General features: G+C 60.2%; 10 protein-coding genes and 1 pseudogene. 2 read left to right on the top strand and 9 right to left on the bottom strand.

The genetic code is table 11. The features are described from left to right. Positions 1–42 precede the first annotated feature (42 nt). The 7 genes and pseudogenes from recD to dnaE all read right to left on the bottom strand — a co-directional run bounded on the left by recD (position 43) and on the right by dnaE (position 15,502). On the bottom strand, positions 43–1,896 hold the full coding sequence (recD, locus tag OR1_RS00205; protein WP_041969227.1) for an exodeoxyribonuclease V subunit alpha: 1,854 nt from the start codon (positions 1,894–1,896) through the stop codon (positions 43–45). Then, entirely contained in the window at positions 1,886–5,455 is a 3,570-nt protein-coding gene (recB, locus tag OR1_RS00210) for an exodeoxyribonuclease V subunit beta (protein ID WP_041969229.1), read from the bottom strand. The genes recD and recB overlap by 11 nt, the downstream gene beginning before the upstream one ends. Continuing rightward, positions 5,452–8,730 carry an exodeoxyribonuclease V subunit gamma gene (recC, locus tag OR1_RS00215; RefSeq protein ID WP_041969231.1) on the bottom strand — a complete coding sequence of 1,093 codons (3,279 nt, stop codon included), beginning with the start codon at positions 8,728–8,730 and terminating at the stop codon, positions 5,452–5,454. The genes recB and recC overlap by 4 nt, the downstream gene beginning before the upstream one ends. Positions 8,731–8,877: 147 nt before the next feature. Then, the gene (locus OR1_RS00220) at positions 8,878–9,759 is read right to left on the bottom strand and encodes a tetratricopeptide repeat protein (protein WP_052440162.1); all 882 of its coding nucleotides are present in this window, start codon (positions 9,757–9,759) and stop codon (positions 8,878–8,880) included. A 231-nt stretch (positions 9,760–9,990) separates the two neighbouring features. Further along, on the bottom strand, positions 9,991–10,791 hold the full coding sequence (locus OR1_RS00225; protein ID WP_041969233.1) for a pseudouridine synthase: 801 nt from the start codon (positions 10,789–10,791) through the stop codon (positions 9,991–9,993). A 66-nt stretch (positions 10,792–10,857) separates the two neighbouring features. After that, positions 10,858–11,821: pseudogene (locus OR1_RS00230) on the bottom strand (acetyl-CoA carboxylase carboxyltransferase subunit alpha). 207 nt (positions 11,822–12,028) lie between these two features. Beyond that, positions 12,029–15,502 carry a DNA polymerase III subunit alpha gene (gene dnaE / locus OR1_RS00235; RefSeq protein WP_041969234.1) on the bottom strand — a complete coding sequence of 1,158 codons (3,474 nt, stop codon included), beginning with the start codon at positions 15,500–15,502 and terminating at the stop codon, positions 12,029–12,031. A gap of 154 nt (positions 15,503–15,656) precedes the next feature. On the opposite strand from dnaE, the gene OR1_RS00240 reads away from it, so the two are divergent. Both OR1_RS00240 and OR1_RS00245 read left to right on the top strand, forming a co-directional pair. Beyond that, positions 15,657–16,040 carry a response regulator gene (locus OR1_RS00240; protein WP_041969235.1) on the top strand — a complete coding sequence of 128 codons (384 nt, stop codon included), beginning with the start codon at positions 15,657–15,659 and terminating at the stop codon, positions 16,038–16,040. A 33-nt stretch (positions 16,041–16,073) separates the two neighbouring features. Beyond that, positions 16,074–17,459: a TatD family hydrolase gene (locus tag OR1_RS00245; protein ID WP_041969237.1), complete on the top strand. Its 1,386-nt coding sequence runs from the start codon at positions 16,074–16,076 to the stop codon at positions 17,457–17,459. 23 nt (positions 17,460–17,482) lie between these two features. Here OR1_RS00245 and OR1_RS00250 read toward each other — a convergent pair whose 3' ends face one another. Beyond that, a complete protein-coding gene (locus OR1_RS00250) occupies positions 17,483–18,451 on the bottom strand; it encodes a hypothetical protein (protein ID WP_041969239.1) in 969 nt (322 codons plus the stop codon). A gap of 27 nt (positions 18,452–18,478) precedes the next feature. Beyond that, complete coding sequence (locus OR1_RS00255; protein ID WP_052440163.1) at positions 18,479–19,012, bottom strand: type II secretion system protein; 534 nt, start codon at positions 19,010–19,012, stop codon at positions 18,479–18,481. Positions 19,013–19,128 lie beyond the last annotated feature (116 nt).

Here is a 19,128-nt window from a genome sequence, read left to right on the forward strand (position 1 = left end):
CTCAAATCGCGGGCCTTTATCGTTTACACCAGCTGAGTTGTCCTACCCCCAGAGCCGCTCCCTGAGGCCGGAGCTGCGCTGAATCCTGCGGTCAACCGCTGCAACGAAGATCTCCTCGCTTCCCCAGATCTCCACCCGCTTCCTCCCCCTGGTAATCGCGGTATAAATCAGCTCCCGAGTCAGGATCTCCCCGCAGGCCGGTGGGAGCAGGATCAGCAGGGAATCGAATTCCGAACCCTGGCTCTTGTGAACGGTCATGCTAAAAACCGTATCGCACGATTTCAGGGCCAGGGGCGAAAACCGGCGGCAATTACCCGCAGGAGAGGGAAACCAGGCATACAGCCCCTCGCGATCTTCACAGGGGAGCGCGATACCGACATCGCCGTTGGCAAGCCCTAACTGATAATCGTTCCGGGTGACCAGTACCGGACGGTACGGATACCACTCCGGGGTGCCGGAACGGAGCGTCCTCAGGCCAAGGGCCTGTTCGGCGATGGCATTGACCTGCTGCACGCCGTAGGCGCCATGACGGATCGGCGACAGTATCCTGCTCCGGCCGAACCGCTCCAGGCATTCCGCAGGATCGCCGGTGGCCAGATACTCGCCGTATCCGTCCACTAGGGGCCGCAGCAACTGCGTTGCCAGATCGGCTGCGGCCGGCAGTTCCCGCCAGGAGATATCGGCCGCACTGCCGGAGTTCATCAGCTCCAGCGCCTCCGCACCCCGCCCTTCGTTCACCAGCCTGCTCACCGCGGCAATGCCGCTGGATTCCGTAAAGCGCCGGCTCTTTACCAGGGTGACAATCGAGCCGCAAAGCGGCGGCGCCGGGACCACCGGCGGATTGGGGAGTATAGTTCCGGAGACGGCCGCGTATTCTTCGTGAATTGCTGGCGCAAAACGGTTCCGGTACCCGGGATGGCAGATATCGCCCAGCACCGACCCCGGCTCGACCGATGCCAGCTGGTCGCTGTCCCCCAGCAGCAGCAGGCGGCAGCGCGAAGGGACGGCAGCAACCAGTTTGGCCATCAAGGGGAGATCCACCATGGACGATTCATCAACGACCAGGACGTCATAAGGGAGCGGATCTCCGGCATGGTGCCTGAAGCCGGCCGATCCCGGCAGGTAGCCGAGCAGCCGGTGCAGGGTATACGCTTCCCCGGGGATTCCGGCCCTGATCTCCTCGGGAAGCGCCAGGCTTTCCAGGGCCTGGCTGACCGCCTCGATCAGGCGGGCAGCAGCCTTGCCCGTCGGTGCGGCCAGAGCGATGCGCAACTCCTTTCCCCGGTGGAGTTCCAGCAGCAGCGCCAGGATTTTCACGACCGTCGTGGTCTTGCCGGTGCCGGGCCCGCCGGCAATTACCGCCAGGGAGCTGCGGGCAGCCACGAACGCTGCCAGGCGCTGCCAATCCGGGCCATCCTCCGGCTTGCCGGCCGGGAACAACCGCTCCAGCCCAGCGGCGAGCGCCTGCACATCAAGATCCTTGCAACGGTCTGCCGCCAACCGGAGCAGCGCTTCCCCCAGGCCGCTCTCGTAGCTCCAGTACCGATGCAGATAGAGCCTGCGGCAAGCATCGAGCACCAATGGGGCGAAACCGCCGGGGGGGGTAACGACATCGTACCGTTCCAGTTCCCGCACCCACTGCTCCGGATCGAGCCAGGGCGCATCCTGCGGTTCGCCGAACCCCTCGGCCCGGGCAACGGCAACCGCCTCCCCGGCCGCCAGATCGTCCAGTTCCGCGCAGACGCTCCCGTTGGCAGCAGCCGCAGAGGCAAAGGCAGCGGCCAGCCAGAGGCTGCGGGACCCGCCATTGGCGAGACGGCAGATGAATCCGGCAAACACCCGGTCCAGCACCCCGAGTTCCAGGGTCGATCCTGTGGCCGTCCGGTCAGTTGTCATGTGTGCACGCCTCGCAAGAAGAGATCAGACCGGCCAGTTCAAAAACCAGCCCCGGCGACGGCCTGGCGGCAAAGACCCCGGTTCCGGGGAAATCCTTGTGGATGCCGCGCAGGAACAGGTAAAACACCCCGCCGAAATGCCGTTCATAGTCGTAATCAGGAACCCTGACGGACAGAAAACGGTGCAGCGCCACGGTGTAGAGATGATACTGCAGGGTATAGAACTCCCGGTCCATCGCGTCTGCCAGCAGTCCCGGGGCGTAGTCGGACCAACGGTTGCCCAGATGGTTCGATTTCCAGTCGATCAGGTAGTACCGGCCATCCACCCTGAAGACCAGGTCGATGAAGCCGCGCAGCATCCCCTTGACCGTGGAAAACCCCAGGTCGGCCAGCTGCTCCGGGAACCTGGCCATGTCGCCATGCCGCCGGAACACGGCTGCCAGGGATTCGGGGCCTATGGAATCGAGCGGCAGCATGAATTCCATTTCCGGGCGCCAGCTGGCGGGGAGGAGCTGCGACAGGGTTACGGTCTCACTGCCGATGGCAAGGGGTGCAGCCACGGTATCGGCAATCATGGCGGCCACGGTATCGGTCCAGTCGGCGGGAAACCGGTGCAGGGACAGCTGTTCCGATACCAGAGGTAGAAGCTCGTGCCGCGCCAATGCGCTAAAATCCACCCGCTCCAGGATCGCGTGCAGGCAGGTACCGGCCTGCGCTCCGGCCGGAAACTCGAAGATACTGCCGGCCGGCGGCGGCTCGGCGGCGGAGAGGCCAGCCCCAGCGCTCCGGCCGGCGTCCCGATCCGGCAGCTCGATGGCATGATGGCGGGAGGATGTGAGCCCGGTAAAGCTGGTCACACGCCAGCCGGTCTCGATGCTCCCCCGGAAAGACCGTGCCGAGAGCGGCGCAGTATCAAGGGCAGCCTGCCCCACCACAGGGGCCGGGGTTTCAGCAGCAGTTTCGACCCGGATCGCGCCCTGCGCAAGCGCCACAAGGCGCTGCAGCACCTCGGCCTCCTGATTGTCGTCCAGTTCCGCCATGAACCTGTCGGTAGCCGCCACCGGGTCACAGGCACCGTCGAGGGGCGGCCGGTGCAGCAGATACGCCAGGGCCGATGAACCCGACGACCTGAACCTCCCCCAGGCCAGGTAACAGCGGTACTTTGCCCTGGTCAGCGCCACGTACAGAAGACGGAGGTCTTCGGCAAACTGCTCTTCCCCTGCCTTCCTGAGATTATCGTCCAGTTCATCAGACCCGATATCGAGAAACAGCTGATCACCGCGATGGAAAACAGGCGCAGTCTCCCGGCGGGCACCTTCCCAGGCGAACGGGCAGAAGACCACCGGATACTCCAGCCCCTTGCTCCGGTGGATGGTGACCAGCTGGATGCAGCTTTCGTCGGTCTCCAGCCGTAACTGGTATTCATCGACATCCGGCGCCTCAGTGATATGCTCCGCCAGCCAGGAGATCAGCCCCTCGGGGCCGAGCTCCCGCTCCAGTTCCGCGTGATGCAGCAGTTCTACGGCATGCAGCAGGTTGGTCAGGCGCCGCTCGCCGTCCGGGAACGCCAGCAGTCTCGGCCTCACCCCCTCGGCTGCCAGCAGCTCCATTGCCATCACCATGAAGCCGTGATTGAGCCACTTGTCGCCGTAGCTCCGAAACCGTTCGAGCAGATCGGTCCATTCAGGGGCATCGGCAGCCATCCCGGCAAGCGCGACCGGTGACCGGCCGAGCATGTCGGTAACGAGCGCCCCCCGGAAACGCCGGCCATCGCCGGGGTCGAGGAGGGCAACGAGCAGCCGGTGGAGTTCCAGCACTTCACGGGAACGGAACAGACTCTCGGTGCCGTGCATCACGCTCGGTATCCCCAGCTCGGCGAGCGCGGCCTGGACCATCCGCCCCTGGTGGTTCTTCCGGACCAGGACCGCAATATCCCCTGCGCTAAGCGGCTTCCCGGAAATAATCGCCTCCCCCCTGATGCCGGCGGCCAGCAAAGACGCCACCTCCCTTGCGACATCAACAGCAACCAGCCGCTCACCCTTACCTTTGGCCAGCGGCTTATCGTTGCCGCTGTTGTAAGTGCGGACCACGAACGGCGGCTGGCCCGGGAACAGCCCCTCACCATCGCGATACCGGCCGGGAATGACCTCCCGGTATTCGATCTCCGGGAGCAGAAACGGCAGCTCACCGCTGAACATGGCATTGAACGCCTTGAGCAGTTCCGGGGTGGACCGCCAGTTCCTGAGCAGTGTGAACGAACTCTCTGCCTCTCGCCCCCTTACTGCGGCGAGGTAGGCATTGAGGTCGGCCCCCCGGAAGCTGTAGATCGCCTGCTTCGGGTCGCCGATAAAGACCAGCGTCGCATCGCTCTTGCTGAAGATCCCGGAAAAGATCCGGTACTGCACCGGGTCGGTGTCCTGAAACTCGTCGATCAGCCCGGCATGGAAACGGCTCCTGACCCGCTCTTTGAGCAGTTCCCCGCCAGTGCCGTTCAGCGCGTCGTAGAGCATCCCGAGCAGATCGTCGTAAGAACGGAGGCTTCCCTGTTCTTTCCGGCGGGCGAGTTCTTCCCTGGCCTGGGCCGCAACCCCGGACCGGATGGCGAGCAGGTTGGTATGATAGGCGTCTTCCAGCCCGGTTGCGGTTTCCAGGAACCTCTCGCAGGATGCGAAGAACGGATCTTCGGGAGCGTCTTTCCCTTTCCTGGTTGCCGCGGTTAGCGATGAAACAGTGAACTTGTGCAGTTTCTCCGGGTAAGCGAGCGGATCGTCCTGCTTAAGGAAACCGTCGACCTCCTCGATCCAGCCGGGAATGCTCGACCGCCGGTACGAACTCTGGCTCAACAGGTCTGGAGCAGTAAGGAGTTCCAAGACCCGTTCCCTTGCCCGGGGCCAGCCTCCCTGCAGTGCGGCAAAGGCTCTCAGGCATTGCTCCTTCTGCGGAGCCGGGTCAACTGGGGCCACATCCGGAAGAACCTCCAGGGAGAAGCGGGAGACAACCTGCTGCAGCAGCCGGCAGATACTGTCAATGGAACAGCCGGCCCTGACGGCGTAGGCAATGAACGATTCATCGGCAGGATAGAAGTGGCGGCGCCAGGCATCCTCGGCAATCTCCCGGATCAGGCGCGACTGGTCGGCCAGCAGCTCGGCGTCGAACAGGGAGCCGCACTCGAAGGCATGTTCCTGCAGGACCCTGCTGCAGAAACCGTGAATGGTGTGGATAGCGGCAGCATCAAAGGATGCCAGCGCCAGCGCCAGCAACTGCAGCGCCTTCAGCCGGTCCGGACTCCTGTGGACCAGCCCGGCAAGGAATTCGTCGGCCGGCTCTTCGCCCGAAAAGGCCTCAACCGCACGGCAGAGCCTCTCCCGGATCCGGTCGCGCAGCTCTTCGGTGGCAGCCTCGGTAAAGGTCACCACCAGGATGGCATCCACCGGAATCTCTTTTTCGACCACCAGCCTTAGGAAGAGCGCCGCAATTGAGTAAGTTTTGCCGGTCCCGGCCGCCGCCTCGATGACCACGGTCCCGCCGGAGAGAGACATGAAAAGATCCAGCTCTCTCATTCCCCCTCCTTCCTGATGCAAGCCAGCAACGGGAGATAGACCGCCTGCGCGGTCTCGCGAAAAGCGGCAGAGGAAAACAGCTCCTCCGGCTGCTGCGGTCCGAAGAACAGCTCAAAGGCGCTCGACGACTCGCACTCGCCGGGGTGCCTGGTCTTGCCGCTCTCATAGCCGTTCCAGATCGGAAGCAGCTTGTCGACCCTATCCGGGTTGACCGCAAATTCGTATGAGGTCTCCGGGAAGAAGGGGATCGGCTCGCCCAGCCCTTTCAGATACAGTCCCACCAGCGCAGAAAGGATCGGGCCGGCATCATGGCAGGGGACGAATTCCTGCCGGCAGTCGAGAGCGATCAGCCGGCTCCGGCAGGGATAACCTTCCGGGGCAACGAGGTTGAGCAGGAGGTGATGGAGCCAGCAGTTGAGCAGATCCTTTGCCTTGAGCCTCGCGCAGCGGTATCTCAGAAGATTGTCGGCAGTTATCCCGGTCAGCCGGCCGGTGAGACGGCAGCCGGAAATGGTCAGATCGATCTCCAGAGGCTCCAATGCGGGAACAGAGGCGTAAGGCGCCAGCAGGGAGGCAAAACGCTCTGCCTTTCCCTTCAGTGCCGCGTACCCGACCCGTCCGACTGCAGCGGGTGGGAGCATCCCGCAGGCGCCGAAAATCTCCGCCTTAGAGGCGGGGTCGCTTCCGGCCAGAAGATCCGCCACCAGTTCCGTGGTGATCCGGTAGGCATCCAGCCCGGCGATGGCGAACGGCTCCCGGTCTTCCATCGGCGGGGCAACAGGCTCGATCCTGATCCCCGCCCTTTTCAGGAAACAATCGGCCGGGTTTCTGAGGAATGCCGCCAGCTGCTCGATCGTCAGACAATGCCCGGCAGAATCAGGCGGTAGCAGCGGCAGGCCGGAATGAACAACGGACGTCCCGCCGCCGGTCTGCCTGGAACCGGCGGCAGCGCAGTTTTCCACCGAATAGCTGAACAGCCGGTCAAGGCCGCTGTTGAAATAATCTCTGTGGAACGGCTGCAGACGGTGCCTGACTGCTATCCGCTCCCGGACCGCACTTCTCCGCCGGTTTTCCGGCACTCCGGGGAGAGTGAAGGCCCGTTCCGCATAGTCGAGCAGCTCGCTCACGACCACGGAAGGGGGGAGGAGGGAGTTGTCCCTGCCGCTCTGGCCGACATAGCTGATATACAAGGCATCCCGTGCCGACAGGAGCGATTCCAGGAACAGGTAGCGGTCCTCGTTTCTGATCGAGCGGTCGCACCTTTTCGGCGCTGCCGCCATCAGGTCAAATCCGGACGGACGATGCTGGCGCGGGAAGACGCCGTCGTTCATCCCCAGCAGGGCTACCACGCGGAAGGGGATGCTGCGCATCGGCAGCATGGCGCAGAAGGTCACCCTACCGGTCAGGAACCCCTCGGCAGCACCGGCCCTGGCGAGCCGCCCCGTGAGCCAGGAACGGATAACGGCCAGCGACACGACGCCGCTGAAACCGGTCGCCTCCCCTCTCCGGCGGAGTTCGTCAAAAGAGGAAACAAGATAGAGATACTCAGCCTGGGCCTCGTCGTCAGGGAGAAAGAGCCGCTCCAGCAAGCCGGAGAGATAGGAGGCCCATTCGGCGGTGGTCCGTTCTTTGTTCCTTAAACGGCGCAACTCGAACAGGGCCTCGCAAAAGACGACAACCCCTCCGAGGCTGCGGGCCTCCCCACCTTCGATATCCGGATAGGGAAGCAGCCCTTTAAACAGCGCCGCGTTGTCGCCGGACATGGCATAACCGAGCAGGAGCCGGTCCAGGCCGTCCGACCAGGAGTTGGCGCCGAAGGCGGGGAGCCCCTCTTCGGCCCGGTCGGCAGCATCGATCCCCCAGCGGATGCCGCATCCGGTTATCCAGCGCCGGCAAGCCGCCAACCCGTCGTCGTCAAGCCCGAACCGCCTGGCAACGAACCGGTTTTCCAGGAGGTCCATGATCCGTGATGCCTCGAACCTGCTCTCTGCACTGGCGAGGAGATCGACAAACGTCCTTGCCAGCGAACCGGCAACAGCCATGGTCCGGTCGGCCACACTGAACGGAATCCGGCGCTCCGGGTCTTTCACCCCGCCGAACACTGCGGCGATAAACGGGGCATATTCGTCGATCTGCGGGGTCATGACGATAACATCGCGTGGGGTGAGCCCCGGCATTGCCTCAAAGAGATCGAGCAGCCGGTCGTGAAGGACCTCCACCTCCCGCAACGGGGAATGGCAGGAGTGGAGCTGGAGGGAACAGTCGGAGTCGGCGATGACCTGCAGCGGCCTTTGGCCAGAGGTGGCATCGGCCAGATCCAGGATGTCGCGCTGGATCGCGGCCAGCATCCCGCTTGCCTCCGGTTTCCGGAACAGGCCGCCGTTACTGTCGTCGAGCGGGAATTCCTCGTACAGCATCTCGAAAAAATCCCGGCCCTGCCCCCCTTGGGAGGCGAGGAGCGGGTTGCCGACCTCCAGCAGGTCGAACAGCCCCGGCTGATCCGGGTTCTTGCAGATCTTCCGTACCTTTTCCAAAGGCGAGACGATCTGGAACCAGTGCCTGCTGCTGGGGTTGAGGAGAAACAGATTGACTTCGATCCGCCGGGATAAGGCTGCCAGGATTTCGAGATGGTATGGCGGCAGAGACGGGATGCCGAACACGGAAATCCTTGCCGGCAGTTGCGCCGGCAACGGTGCCTTCCGGCGCATCGCCTTGCGGAAATCTTCCAGCAGCGCGCCGCGATGCACCCCCTTCCCCTCCGGAGAGATCCGCCGCCACAATTCTGCCTGCCAGCAGCAGTCGTCGCAGGAACGCCCCTGCTCCCATCCTTTGATCATCTCCGGCCTGAAAAGTGTGTACTGGTCGAAAAGGTCGGCAACCGCCCCGGCGAGCTGAAACAGCTTGATCCCCCGCCGGTCTTCCGCCAGATAACCCTTAAGCGGCGCGAACCCGTCCTGTTCGAGGCAGGCCGGGATGACCGCCATCAGCCGCCATGACATTGCCTCCGGGGCATACGGATTCTCCTCCGGAAGCGCGGGCAAGACCAGCCGGAACATCTCCCAGGCCAGAGCATTGGGAAACGGGTACCGGCAGTTGGCCCAGACTCCGAGCCTCCCGGAGAGCTGCATGGCAAGCCAGCGCTCCATGCCCCGGCTCTGGACCACGATCATCTCCTGCTCCAGGGGATCGGCCAATGGGGTACGGACCACTGACGCCAACCGTTCTGCCAGCAGTTCCAGCCTGTTGCTCGTAAATAGTCGGATCGCTTCGGTCATGGTCTGATAGATACACCGTCAGTGCGACAGGATATGTCATAAGGAAAGAATCGGGTTACTGAAAATTACGGGAGATGGCTAAGGTATGCAACAAAAAAAGCCGCACTATCCTCGTGCGGCTTGATCGATCAGACTGATGGCCAGCGGCTACTTCTTCAGCGCTACGCTGTCACCCAGAGCGGCCTGCTGCCCTTTCTTGTGTTTGAGCATGCTGTTCAGAACCAGCCGCGCCTGTGCGTTTCCTCCCTCGGCAGAGAGGAGACTGAGCTTGAGAGCCTCTTCGCGATCCTGCGGAACTCCCCAGCCGTTATAGTAAAGCAGTCCCAGGCTCAACATCGCCTCGACGTTCCCCTGGTCCGCGCTCCGTGAAAACCACTTGACTGCCTGGTCGTAGTCGCGTGCCAGGCCTTCGCCCCGAACATACATCGAACCAAGAATGAACTGGGCCTTCGGCTCCCCCTGTTCGGCGGCCTTGCGGCACCAGAATGCTGCTGCTTCCTTGTCCGGTTCCATTCCCAGGCCGTTGTAATAGATGCTGCCGATACTGTACTGGGACAGGGAATCGCCGCTCTCAGCGCTCATCCGGAACCAGACGACCGCTTCGCTATAATCCTGAGCTACGCCGTCACCATTGACATACATGAACCCCAGGATCTTCTGTGCCTCAAGGTGTCCCCTAACCGCTGCCTTCTTGAACCAGACTGCGGCACGGGCCTTGTCCACGGGTACCCCGAAGCCGTTGTAATGCATGTAACCCAGGTTGAACTGAGCCTGGACGTCGCCATGCTTTGCCGCCTTGAAACAGGAATTGAACGTCTTGGACTGCTCCACGCTTCCGGAGCCGCCGGATTGGGCCACCGGGTCTGAATATACCGGATTGTCATTGCTGCTGGGACTGGTCGTTAAGGGCGTGACATAATATTGTTGTGAATATCCGGGTTCATCCATGTCGACATCGGCATGAACCGGCATTGAAGACGCGAGCAACAGGAAACCTGCTGCTGCAACAGATATGATCCCTCCCCGCATAGTCTCCCCCTCACCCCGTGCTACAAAAAAAAACTCATAACAATAAGTCGAGCGATGCATGTCAATTACGGATCTAGGATAACAAACTTTTCTGCGGATGCAATTATACGGTCATTTTGCTTAACCAGCCTTGTGATGAAAATATTTCTGCACGAAATGTACCGCACAGCAAACACCTTGATATCATTAGTACTTCAGAAACACTTATGGTTATAACAACGGTTTTTGACCTTATTTTTTGGGTAATCCGGTCATTTTTCCCTTCGATTTCTTAATAATCCCGTTAACTTTGTTACCCCTGTCACTGCCGCGCTCTGCTCCCCCCTGATAAAGCCCATCGACCTCGATTTTCGAGAGGTGCCGGAACTGGCCGGGGTTCAGGCCATTTAGATCCAGATTCCCGTACCTGGCGCGCTTGAGCCGGACAACGCTGAGCGAAACCGCCTCGCACATCCGCCGGACCTGGCGGTACCGCCCTTCATGGATGGCAATGGAAAGCCAGGTATTATTATCGCTCGCCTTGATCAAGCTGACTTTGGCCGGCGCAGTCATGCCGTCGTCCAGCTCCACACCGTTGGCCAGCAGTGAAATCTGGCCCGGCGTTACCATCCCCCGCACACGCACATGATACTCCTTTTCGACCTCGTGGCGCGGATGCATCAGCCGGTTGGCCCATTCACCGTCATTTGTCAGCAGCAGGAGCCCTTCGGTGTTGTAGTCGAGCCTCCCCACCGGGAAGACCCGCTCCTCCACCCCCTTCAGCAGATCGGTTACTACCGGTCTCCCCTCAGGGTCCTTCAGGGTGGTCATGTATCCCGACGGCTTGAACAGCAGGATATAGACCTTGGTAGCGACCGGTTTAACCCGGTTGCCATCAACAGTAATCTCATCGACATCCGGATCGGCCTTGCTCCCGAGTTCGGTCACGGCAACTCCGTTCACCTTGACCCGGCCGGCAACGATCAGCTGCTCGGCAGCCCGGCGCGATGCGATTCCGGCACCGGCAAGTATCTTCTGCAGACGCTCCTGCATGCTCTCCTCCAAAAAATGAGGGGCGGTCTCAAGCCGCCCCTGTCTGTAAACCGATGCTGTAGCTGGTTACTGCTCAATAAACCGCGACATCTTGCGGAACTTGTCATATCTCAGGTCAACGAGCTTGTCCGGTTTGATCGCTTTCAGCTCCTTCATGTTCCGCGAAAGCGCTTCATGGAGGGTCTTGGCCATGACCTCATGATTGCGGTGGGCGCCTCCCATCGGTTCGGGAACGATCTCGTCGATGACCTCAAGATCCTTGATATCTTTGGCCGTGAGCTTGAGCGCTTCGGCGGCCTGGGCACCCTTGGTGCCGTCGGACCAGAGGATCGCCGCGCACCCCTCGGGGGAGATAACTGCATACACCGAATGCTCCAGCATCAGCACCCGGTCGCCGACAGCAATGGCCAGCGCGCCGCCGGATACCCCCCTCACCGGTGATCACAACGATGATCGGCACGGTCAGGGCCGCCATCTCCCGCAGGTTGCGGGCGATCGCCTCGGCCTGGCCCCGCTCCTCGGCGCCGATGCCGGGGTAGGCGCCGGGGGTATCGACAAAGGTGATGATCGGGAGCCGGAACTGCTCGGCCATCCCCATCAGCCGCAACGCCTTGCGGTAACCTTCCGGGTTCGGCATGCCGAAGTTCCGATAGACCTTCTCCTTGGTGTCCCGACCCTTCTGGTGGCCGATAACCATCACCGGCTCACCGTCAAGCTTTGCCAGACCTGCAACAATGGCGTGATCATCGCCGAAAAGCCTGTCGCCATGAAGCTCAATAAAATCAGTGAAAATCATATTCAGGTAGTCGAGCGTGAACGGCCGGTTCGGATGGCGCGCCACCTGGGCCGTCTGCCAGCGTGACAGCCCGGAAAAGATTTCGGCCCGGACCTTCTCCGCCTTTTTCTCCAGCTTGCCGATCTCGGTGGCAAGGTCGAGAGAATCACCGGACATCTCCCTCAGCTCTTCGATCTTTTTTTCCAGCTCAACCAGCGGTTTTTCAAACTCCATATAAAAATTCTGCAATCCCATATTGATATCCTCCTTTGAGCTAAACACATATTTAATGCCCGAAAATCATTGGCACAGCAAAAAGCTCCAGCTGCAAGGCTTGCGAGACGTGAGGAGTGAGTCGTAGCCGTAGGCTACGTCGCAGCGACGAACAACGAGCGTAACGCAGCAGATGGACTTTTTAGTGACTTCTCACCGATAAATCCTTCGGATTTATAGGCGAAGCCATTATTCAAAAACTATGGCACGATATCCCACCAGCTTCTCGACATCCAGCGCCAAGTCGTCGCTGGCAGCCACCTTGAAGCGGCTCGCCAGCGGTATCGTGGCGCGGCACTGATTCTGGATCTCTATATGCAGCATGGCATCACAGCTGCCGTTGTGACGCGCAAGTATCTCCATCAGCTCAACCAGGTGCTGCCGGTCAACCCCGGGGGACTTCAGCGTGAAGTGAACCCGCTTCGTACCCTTGGCAGAGATTTCGAGGAGCGGCGCAATATCGGTGGCCTTGATCTTGATGCTCTTCTCGCCGACATCCACGGTGCCTGAAACCACAAGCGGCTCATCGGTCTTCAGCATTTCGGCGGACCTGGCGTAGGTTTCCGGAAATACCACCACTTCCACCGTGCCGATCAGGTCCTCGATGGTCGCAAAACCCATCCGGTCCCCTTTTTTGGTGATCATCTCTTTCAGCGCCACCACGATGCCGCAGATCCTGACCTCCTTGCCGTCCGCCACCTCTGCGAGTCCGGCAGTGTCCACGGTGGTGAACCGCTTCATATCCCGGCTGTACCGGTCTAGCGGGTGGCCGGTAATGAAGAACCCAAGGGCCTCCTTCTCAAAGGTCAGCTTGAGCTTGTCATCCCATTCCGGCAGGTTGGGGAGCTTGGCGCGGCCATTGCCGTTGCTCTTGACGATCTCGGCCGTCCCGAACAGGGAGACCTGCGAACTCTCCTTCTCCTCCTGGATCTTCTGGCCGACGGAGACGGCCTCTTCAAAGATCGCCATCAGCGAAGCACGGTTGGCCCCGGTCGAGTCGAACGCCCCGCTCTTGATCAGCGCTTCCATTACTCGCTTATTCACCCGGCGCAGGTCCACGCGCTCGCAGAAATCGAAGATGTCGCGGAACGGGCCGTCCGACCTTGCTTCGAGAATCGACTCGATCGCCCCTTCGCCGACGTTTTTGATGGCACCCAGGCCGAACCGTATGGAGGTGCCGGAGACCTTGAAGGAGAGCTCGGAGGTGTTGATGTCCGGCGGCAGGACCTCGATCCCCATGTCGCGGCAATCACCGATATTCTTGACGATCTTGTCGGTCTTCTCCCGGTCTTCGGTGAGCAGCGCCGCCAGGAACTCCACCGGGTAATGGGCCTTGAGATAAGCGGTCTGATAAGCGATCAGGGCGTAGGCAGCGGAGTGCGACTTGTTGAAGCCGTATTCGGCGAACTTGGCCATCAGGTCGAAGATCGCCTCGGCTTTTTTCAGGTCCACCCCCTGGCCTTTGGCCCCCTCCAGGAACTTGTCCTTCTCCTTGGCCATTGCCGCCGGGTCTTTCTTTCCCATGGCGCGGCGCAGCAGGTCGGCGCCGCCGAGGGAATACCCCCCCAGGGTCCGGGCGATCTGCATGACCTGTTCCTGGTAGACGATGACGCCGTAGGTGTCCTTAAGAATCGGTTCCAGCTGCGGCAGGTCGTAGACTACCTTTTTCCGGCCATGCTTCCGGTCGATAAAGTCATCGACCATGCCGGAGCCCAGCGGACCGGGACGGTACAGGGCGCAGGCAGCGATAACGTCCTCGAAGCAGGACGGCTTCAACTTGACCAGCATCTCCTTCATGCCGCTCGATTCGAGCTGGAAGATACCGGTGGTGTTGCCGGCCGAGATCAGCTCGTAACTCTCGCGGTCGTCATCGCGCAGCAGGGCGATGTTGAACTCAGGGTCACGGCCGTGGCGGATCAGCTTGACCGCGTTGTCGATGACCGTCAGGTTCTTGAGCCCCAGGAAGTCGAACTTTACCAGGCCGATCTTCTCGACATATTTCATCGAATACTGGGTGTTGATCAGGCCGGTCTTCTGATCCTTGTAAACCGGGCAGAACTCTTCGAGCCGGTCCGGCGCCACCACGACCCCGGCGGCGTGGGTCGAGGCATGGCGGGCCAGCCCTTCCAGGCAGAGCGCCACATCAAGCAGTTCCCTGACCTTGGGATCAGCGCCAGCCAGCTCGTTGAGCTTGGGCTCCTGTTTCAGCGCATCGGCGAGGGAGATGTTCAACACTTCCGGAATCAGCTTGGCGATCCGGTCCACATCGCCATACGGCATGTCCAGGGCGCGTCCCACGTCGCGGATGACCCCGCGCGCCGCCATGGTGCCGAAGGTGATGATCTGACAGACCTTGTCACGGCCATATTTTTCGGTAACGTACTGGATGACCTCTTCGCGCCGGTCGGTGCAGAAGTCGACGTCGATATCAGGCATCGAGATCCGTTCCGGGTTCAGGAACCGCTCGAACAGCAGGTTGTACGGGATCGGGTCGAGATCGGTGATCCGGATGGAATACGCCACCAGGGAACCGGCTGCCGAGCCCCTGCCCGGACCGACCGGAATCCCCTGGTCCTTGGCCCAGTTGATGAAGTCGGCCACAATCAGGAAATAACCGGGGAACCCCATCTGCTTGATACAATCGAGCTCGATCCGGAGCCGGTCGCGGTACATCTGCTCATCGCTGTCGACAAAGTCCGGGTTCTTGGCCCTGATGGTCGCCAGCCGGGAATCCAGGCCGGTTATCGCCTCCTGCTCCAGTTCGTCATCCAGGCTTTTCCCTTCCGGCAGCTCGAACTTGGGGAAATGGTAGGTCTTGAAATCCAGTTCCAGGTTGCAGCGCTCCGCGATCCGCGCCGTGTTGGTCACCGCCTCCGGCGCATAGTGGAAGGCCGCGGCCATCTCCTCCGGCGACTTGACATAGAACTCGTCGGCAGAAAACCGCATCCGGTGTTCGTCGTTCATGGTCTTGCCGGTCTGGATACAGAGCAGCACCTCGTGCGCCTTGGCGTCTTCGCGATTCAGGTAATGGCAATCGTTGGTCGCCACCAGCGGCAGCGACAGCTCAGCGGCAACCTCCATAAGCCGTTGATTGGCGACTGCCTGCTCCGGCAGGGTGTTCTCCTGAAGTTCGATATAGTACCGGTCCGGAAACAGCTCGCTGTACCAGCGGGCAGTGGCAACCGCATCCTCCATCCGGTTGCGGCTGCACTGGGATGCGACCTCACCCTTGAGACAGGCGGAAAGTGCGATCAGCCCGTCGCAATGCTCGGCGAGCAGCTCCCGGTCGATCCTGGGCTTGTAGTAGAACCCCTCCTTGAAACCGGCGGAGACAAGATGGGAGAGGTTTTTGTAACCCTTGAGGTTCTCGCAGAGCAGAATCAGGTGGTAACTGGAATATTCGCCCGGAACGCTCCCCTGCTCCTTGTTGAAGCGGGAACCCGGCGCCACATAGACCTCTGCCCCGATCAGCGGCTTGATCCCCTTGTCCAGGCACTTCTGGTAAAACTCGATCGCCCCGAACATGGCGCCATGGTCGGTAATGGCCACGGCCGGCATGCCGAACCCTTTGACCTTGGCAACCAGATCGCCCAGCCTGATGGCACCGTCGAGAAGCGAATACTGTGTATGCAGATGTAAATGTACGAATTCCGCTTGCTGCATGGCTACCTATACGATATAAGTTGAAGGGAGTAGCTGACCGCCACTCCCTTTTTAGTATCACTAAAATGTTTGGCAGATTATGCCATGATCAAACAACAGAGTCAATTCCATACTGCCGGAGATGAACAGCGCGGCAACCGGAGTGGATAGAACAATGGAGAACACGACTGATCAGCCAACCGTTCTGGTTATGGACGACGATGAAGATGTCCGGTTCATCGCGGCTATCATGCTCAAACGTATCGGCTTTAACGTTGATTTTGCCGAAAACGGCCAGGAAGCGGTCGATATGTACCGGTCCGGGCTGCATGCCGGAACCCGCTACCATGCGGTAATACTCGACCTCAACGTGCCGGGCGGCATGGGAGGCGAGGAAGCGGTCAGGCTGCTGAAGGAAATCGACCCGGACGTAGCCGCCTATGTATCCTGCGGCAATCCGTTCGACCCGGCAATGGACGATCCGGCAGGGCACGGCTTCAGAGGAGCCATTGCCAAGCCGTTTCTCCCGGAACATCTACATATCCTGCTGGAGCAGTAAACCTCTCGGAAAACCGTTTTACCCGGAATAAAAATGAACCAACCTATTTTAATCGACAGTCACGCCCATATCTACGGCGAAGACTTTGAGGCCGATTTTTCGGCAATGCTGGCGCGCGCCGCAGAAGCGGGCGTCGTAGAAATCGTAGTGGTCGGCGCCGACCTGGAGTCGAGCCGTGCAGCAGCAGAGCTAGCGGCCCGGTATGCGAACCTTTACGCAGCGGTCGGAATCCACCCCCATGATGCTGCCGGTGTCACGGAGGATACCTATGATGAGCTCCGCCGGCTGGCAGCCGGGAATCCAAAGGTCGTCGCCATCGGCGAGATCGGGCTCGACTTCTACCGCGACCGCTCGCCACGCCACCTGCAGGAAGAGGTCTTTCGCAGGCAGATCCGGCTGGCCCGCGAACTGGAGCTGCCGGTGATCGTCCATGACCGTGACGCCCACGACCGGGTCATGGCGATACTGAGTGAGGAAGAGGCCCCGGAGGTCGGCGGGGTGCTGCACTGCTTCTCCGGAGATCTGCAGATGGCCAGAGAGTGTGTGGCCATGGGGTTCTACCTCTCGATCCCGGGCACCGTCACCTACCCTAGCAACGAACAGCTGCGCGAGGTAGTCCGCAGCATCAAGACCGAACACCTGCTGATCGAGACCGACTGCCCCTACCTCTCACCGGTCCCGTACCGCGGCAAACGGAACGAGCCCGCCTATGTGCGGGCCACTGCGGAAAAGGTGGCGGAACTTAAAGGGCTTACCGTTGAAGATGTCGGCAGGATCACCACTCTAAACACCCGCCGGCTGTTCCGGATTGCGCAGCCGGACCAGCAGGACAAGATCGCTTACCGGATCAGGAACTCGCTCTACCTCAACATCACCAACCGCTGCTCCAACCGGTGCACCTTCTGCCCGAAGTTCGACGACTTCCTGGTCAAGGGTCACCTGCTCAAGCTCGAACATGAGCCTGACAGCGCAGAGGTGCTGGCAGCCATTGGCGATCCCACTCCCTACGATGAGGTGGTCTTCTGCGGATTCGGCGAGTCGCTCATCCGCCTCGATCTGGTGAAGAAGGTGGCAGCGGAGCTGAAACGGCACGGGGTGAAGGTGCGGGTCAACACGGACGGCCAGGCAAACCTGGTCCATGGCAGAAATATCCTGCCGGAGCTGCAGGGGGTTGTGGACAGCATTTCGGTCAGCCTCAACGCCAGCGATGCCGGCATTTATGCCGTACTCTCCAACACTCCTTTCGGAACCGCCGGGTTTGCTGGGATCTGTGACTTTCTTCGCGAAGCGAGCCGGTTCATACCCGAGGTTGTGGCCACTGCCGTTACTCTGCCGGGGATCGACATCGAAGCGGTCAGGAAACTCGCCGAATCGCTCGGGGCATCATTCCGCGCCCGGGAATATGAAGAGGTGGGATAAGCAGCGATAATCCGCTGCAGCGATTAGAACTCGCGCAGATTCTTATATTTCACCTTTGCCTTTTCCAGCTCTTCCGCCATCTCGCCCGGCAGGGTCGACTTGAGTGCTTTGGCGGTTTTTGCGAAATCCGCAGCTGCTTTTTCCGTAGCATCGGTCATCGAAGAGAGCGAGTTAGGCGGCGAAAGTGCCAGGGTCTGCATTCTGGCGTACTGCTCATTCAGCTTTGCCAGGGTTTCGCGTGAAGCGGCAAATTTCCCGGGCGGTTTGACAAGCTGGTTGTTGACGATCTTATCAACTTCGGACCGGACCTTGTTGAGCCTGGTGATCTCTCCGGTTGCGGGAAGGGGCGAAAAAGAGCGCCCGTCGTCCTGGGCCGCTTTCCAGTCGTTGGCAATCCTTGATTGAACCTTGATACTCAGATCGGCTCCGGTCTTGATCCCGTAAAGGGCCTTGAAGTAGGTGTCGACATACATCCGTTCCGCCTTCTTTTTGGCATAAAAAGCGTACCCTCCACCGGAAACGGCCAGGACGACAATCAAACAGACGACCAGCATCGGCATCCTGTTCGAGCTGCCCCCTGCCGGAGTTGGCGAAGTTTTCTTGGCTTCCGGTTTCGCGACATGGGTATATGCATGTTTTTGCGCCCCGCTTTTGAAACTCGGCAGAGAAAACTCCACCCCTTTGAAGAGTGCCAGCATATGCTGGCGTTTTTGCTCACGCGCCTTTCTCTTGAGGACTGCCGGGTCGGCAGCGTAGAAAAAATCCGGGTAGAGGATTCCGCATTTGGGGCAACTTATTCCTGCTCCCAGCGCAGTTCCGCACACCGAGCAACTCTTTTCCGTCAGCCGGCCATAGGCAACCCGGGCATATGATTCCTTGACTATCTTCAAACGCGCATTGCAGGCGGAACAGTTGATACTGGCCCCTTCATCCGGAATTCCCGCATGATCAAACTCAATGGCTGCGTTGCATTTTGGACATGAACAGGTCATAACTTATACCTTTGCCAAAGCTATATTCTAGAAATCGCCCCTGTAACCGAAGAAACTGCCGTCTGAAGCCCTGACTATGTCATCCTCGCACGAATCGATGATGTAGTCCGGGGTGTTGGTCTGCCGGTCAGGGCCTTTGCTGTAAAGGTCATAATCGTTTCCCGGGTTCAGCTGGTCGATGGACCCGAGCAGAGGATCTCCGCCGCCATTGATGTTCGTATACTGATACGGCACGCCCCAGGGATCGTTAAAAGTGTCGCGGTTGATCTCCGCCAGTGAATCAGGATAACGGTTCTTATCGATGTAAAACGACTGGATCTCATTGCTAATTGTCTGCAGATCGCCGATACAACGGGCCTTCTTGACTTTATCGATATAATTGAATCCTGCCGGTAGAGCCATCATCGCAAGGGCTGACAGGATGGCAACAACCACGATGAGTTCGATCAGGGTAAATGCCTTTACCCCGGCCAGGAGTGACTTCGCGCCGGGTGATGAGGGCGCCGGCTCGTTGCCGCCCGGGATGGGGAAATCAGCGCCGTTATGCGGATTACGTATCATAATCGTTCATCCAATTGGTGAATTGACAATTATCAATGCTTCTTATCGGTCAAGCGCGTCCAAACATGAAATGTATTTTTGCCCTGAACAATCTCGAACTATGCGATTCCATTTGC

It is taken from the genome of Geobacter sp. OR-1 (assembly GCF_000813145.1).
Classification (GTDB): domain Bacteria; phylum Desulfobacterota; class Desulfuromonadia; order Geobacterales; family DSM-12255; genus Geoanaerobacter.

What these genes read in the sequence shown, in the direction of transcription:
- OR1_RS00255 (WP_052440163.1), bottom strand. Translation starts at nt 19,012, where the DNA reads ATGATACGTAATCCGCATAACGGCGCTGATTTCCCCATCCCGGGCGGC.
- OR1_RS00250 (WP_041969239.1), bottom strand. Translation starts at nt 18,451, where the DNA reads ATGACCTGTTCATGTCCAAAATGCAACGCAGCCATTGAGTTTGATCAT.
- recB (WP_041969229.1), bottom strand. Translation starts at nt 5,455, where the DNA reads ATGAGAGAGCTGGATCTTTTCATGTCTCTCTCCGGCGGGACCGTGGTC.
- recC (WP_041969231.1), bottom strand. Translation starts at nt 8,730, where the DNA reads ATGACCGAAGCGATCCGACTATTTACGAGCAACAGGCTGGAACTGCTG.
- dnaE (WP_041969234.1), bottom strand. Translation starts at nt 15,502, where the DNA reads ATGCAGCAAGCGGAATTCGTACATTTACATCTGCATACACAGTATTCG.
- OR1_RS00225 (WP_041969233.1), bottom strand. Translation starts at nt 10,791, where the DNA reads ATGCAGGAGCGTCTGCAGAAGATACTTGCCGGTGCCGGAATCGCATCG.
- OR1_RS00240 (WP_041969235.1), top strand. Translation starts at nt 15,657, where the DNA reads ATGGAGAACACGACTGATCAGCCAACCGTTCTGGTTATGGACGACGAT.
- recD (WP_041969227.1), bottom strand. Translation starts at nt 1,896, where the DNA reads ATGACAACTGACCGGACGGCCACAGGATCGACCCTGGAACTCGGGGTG.
- OR1_RS00220 (WP_052440162.1), bottom strand. Translation starts at nt 9,759, where the DNA reads ATGCGGGGAGGGATCATATCTGTTGCAGCAGCAGGTTTCCTGTTGCTC.
- OR1_RS00245 (WP_041969237.1), top strand. Translation starts at nt 16,074, where the DNA reads ATGAACCAACCTATTTTAATCGACAGTCACGCCCATATCTACGGCGAA.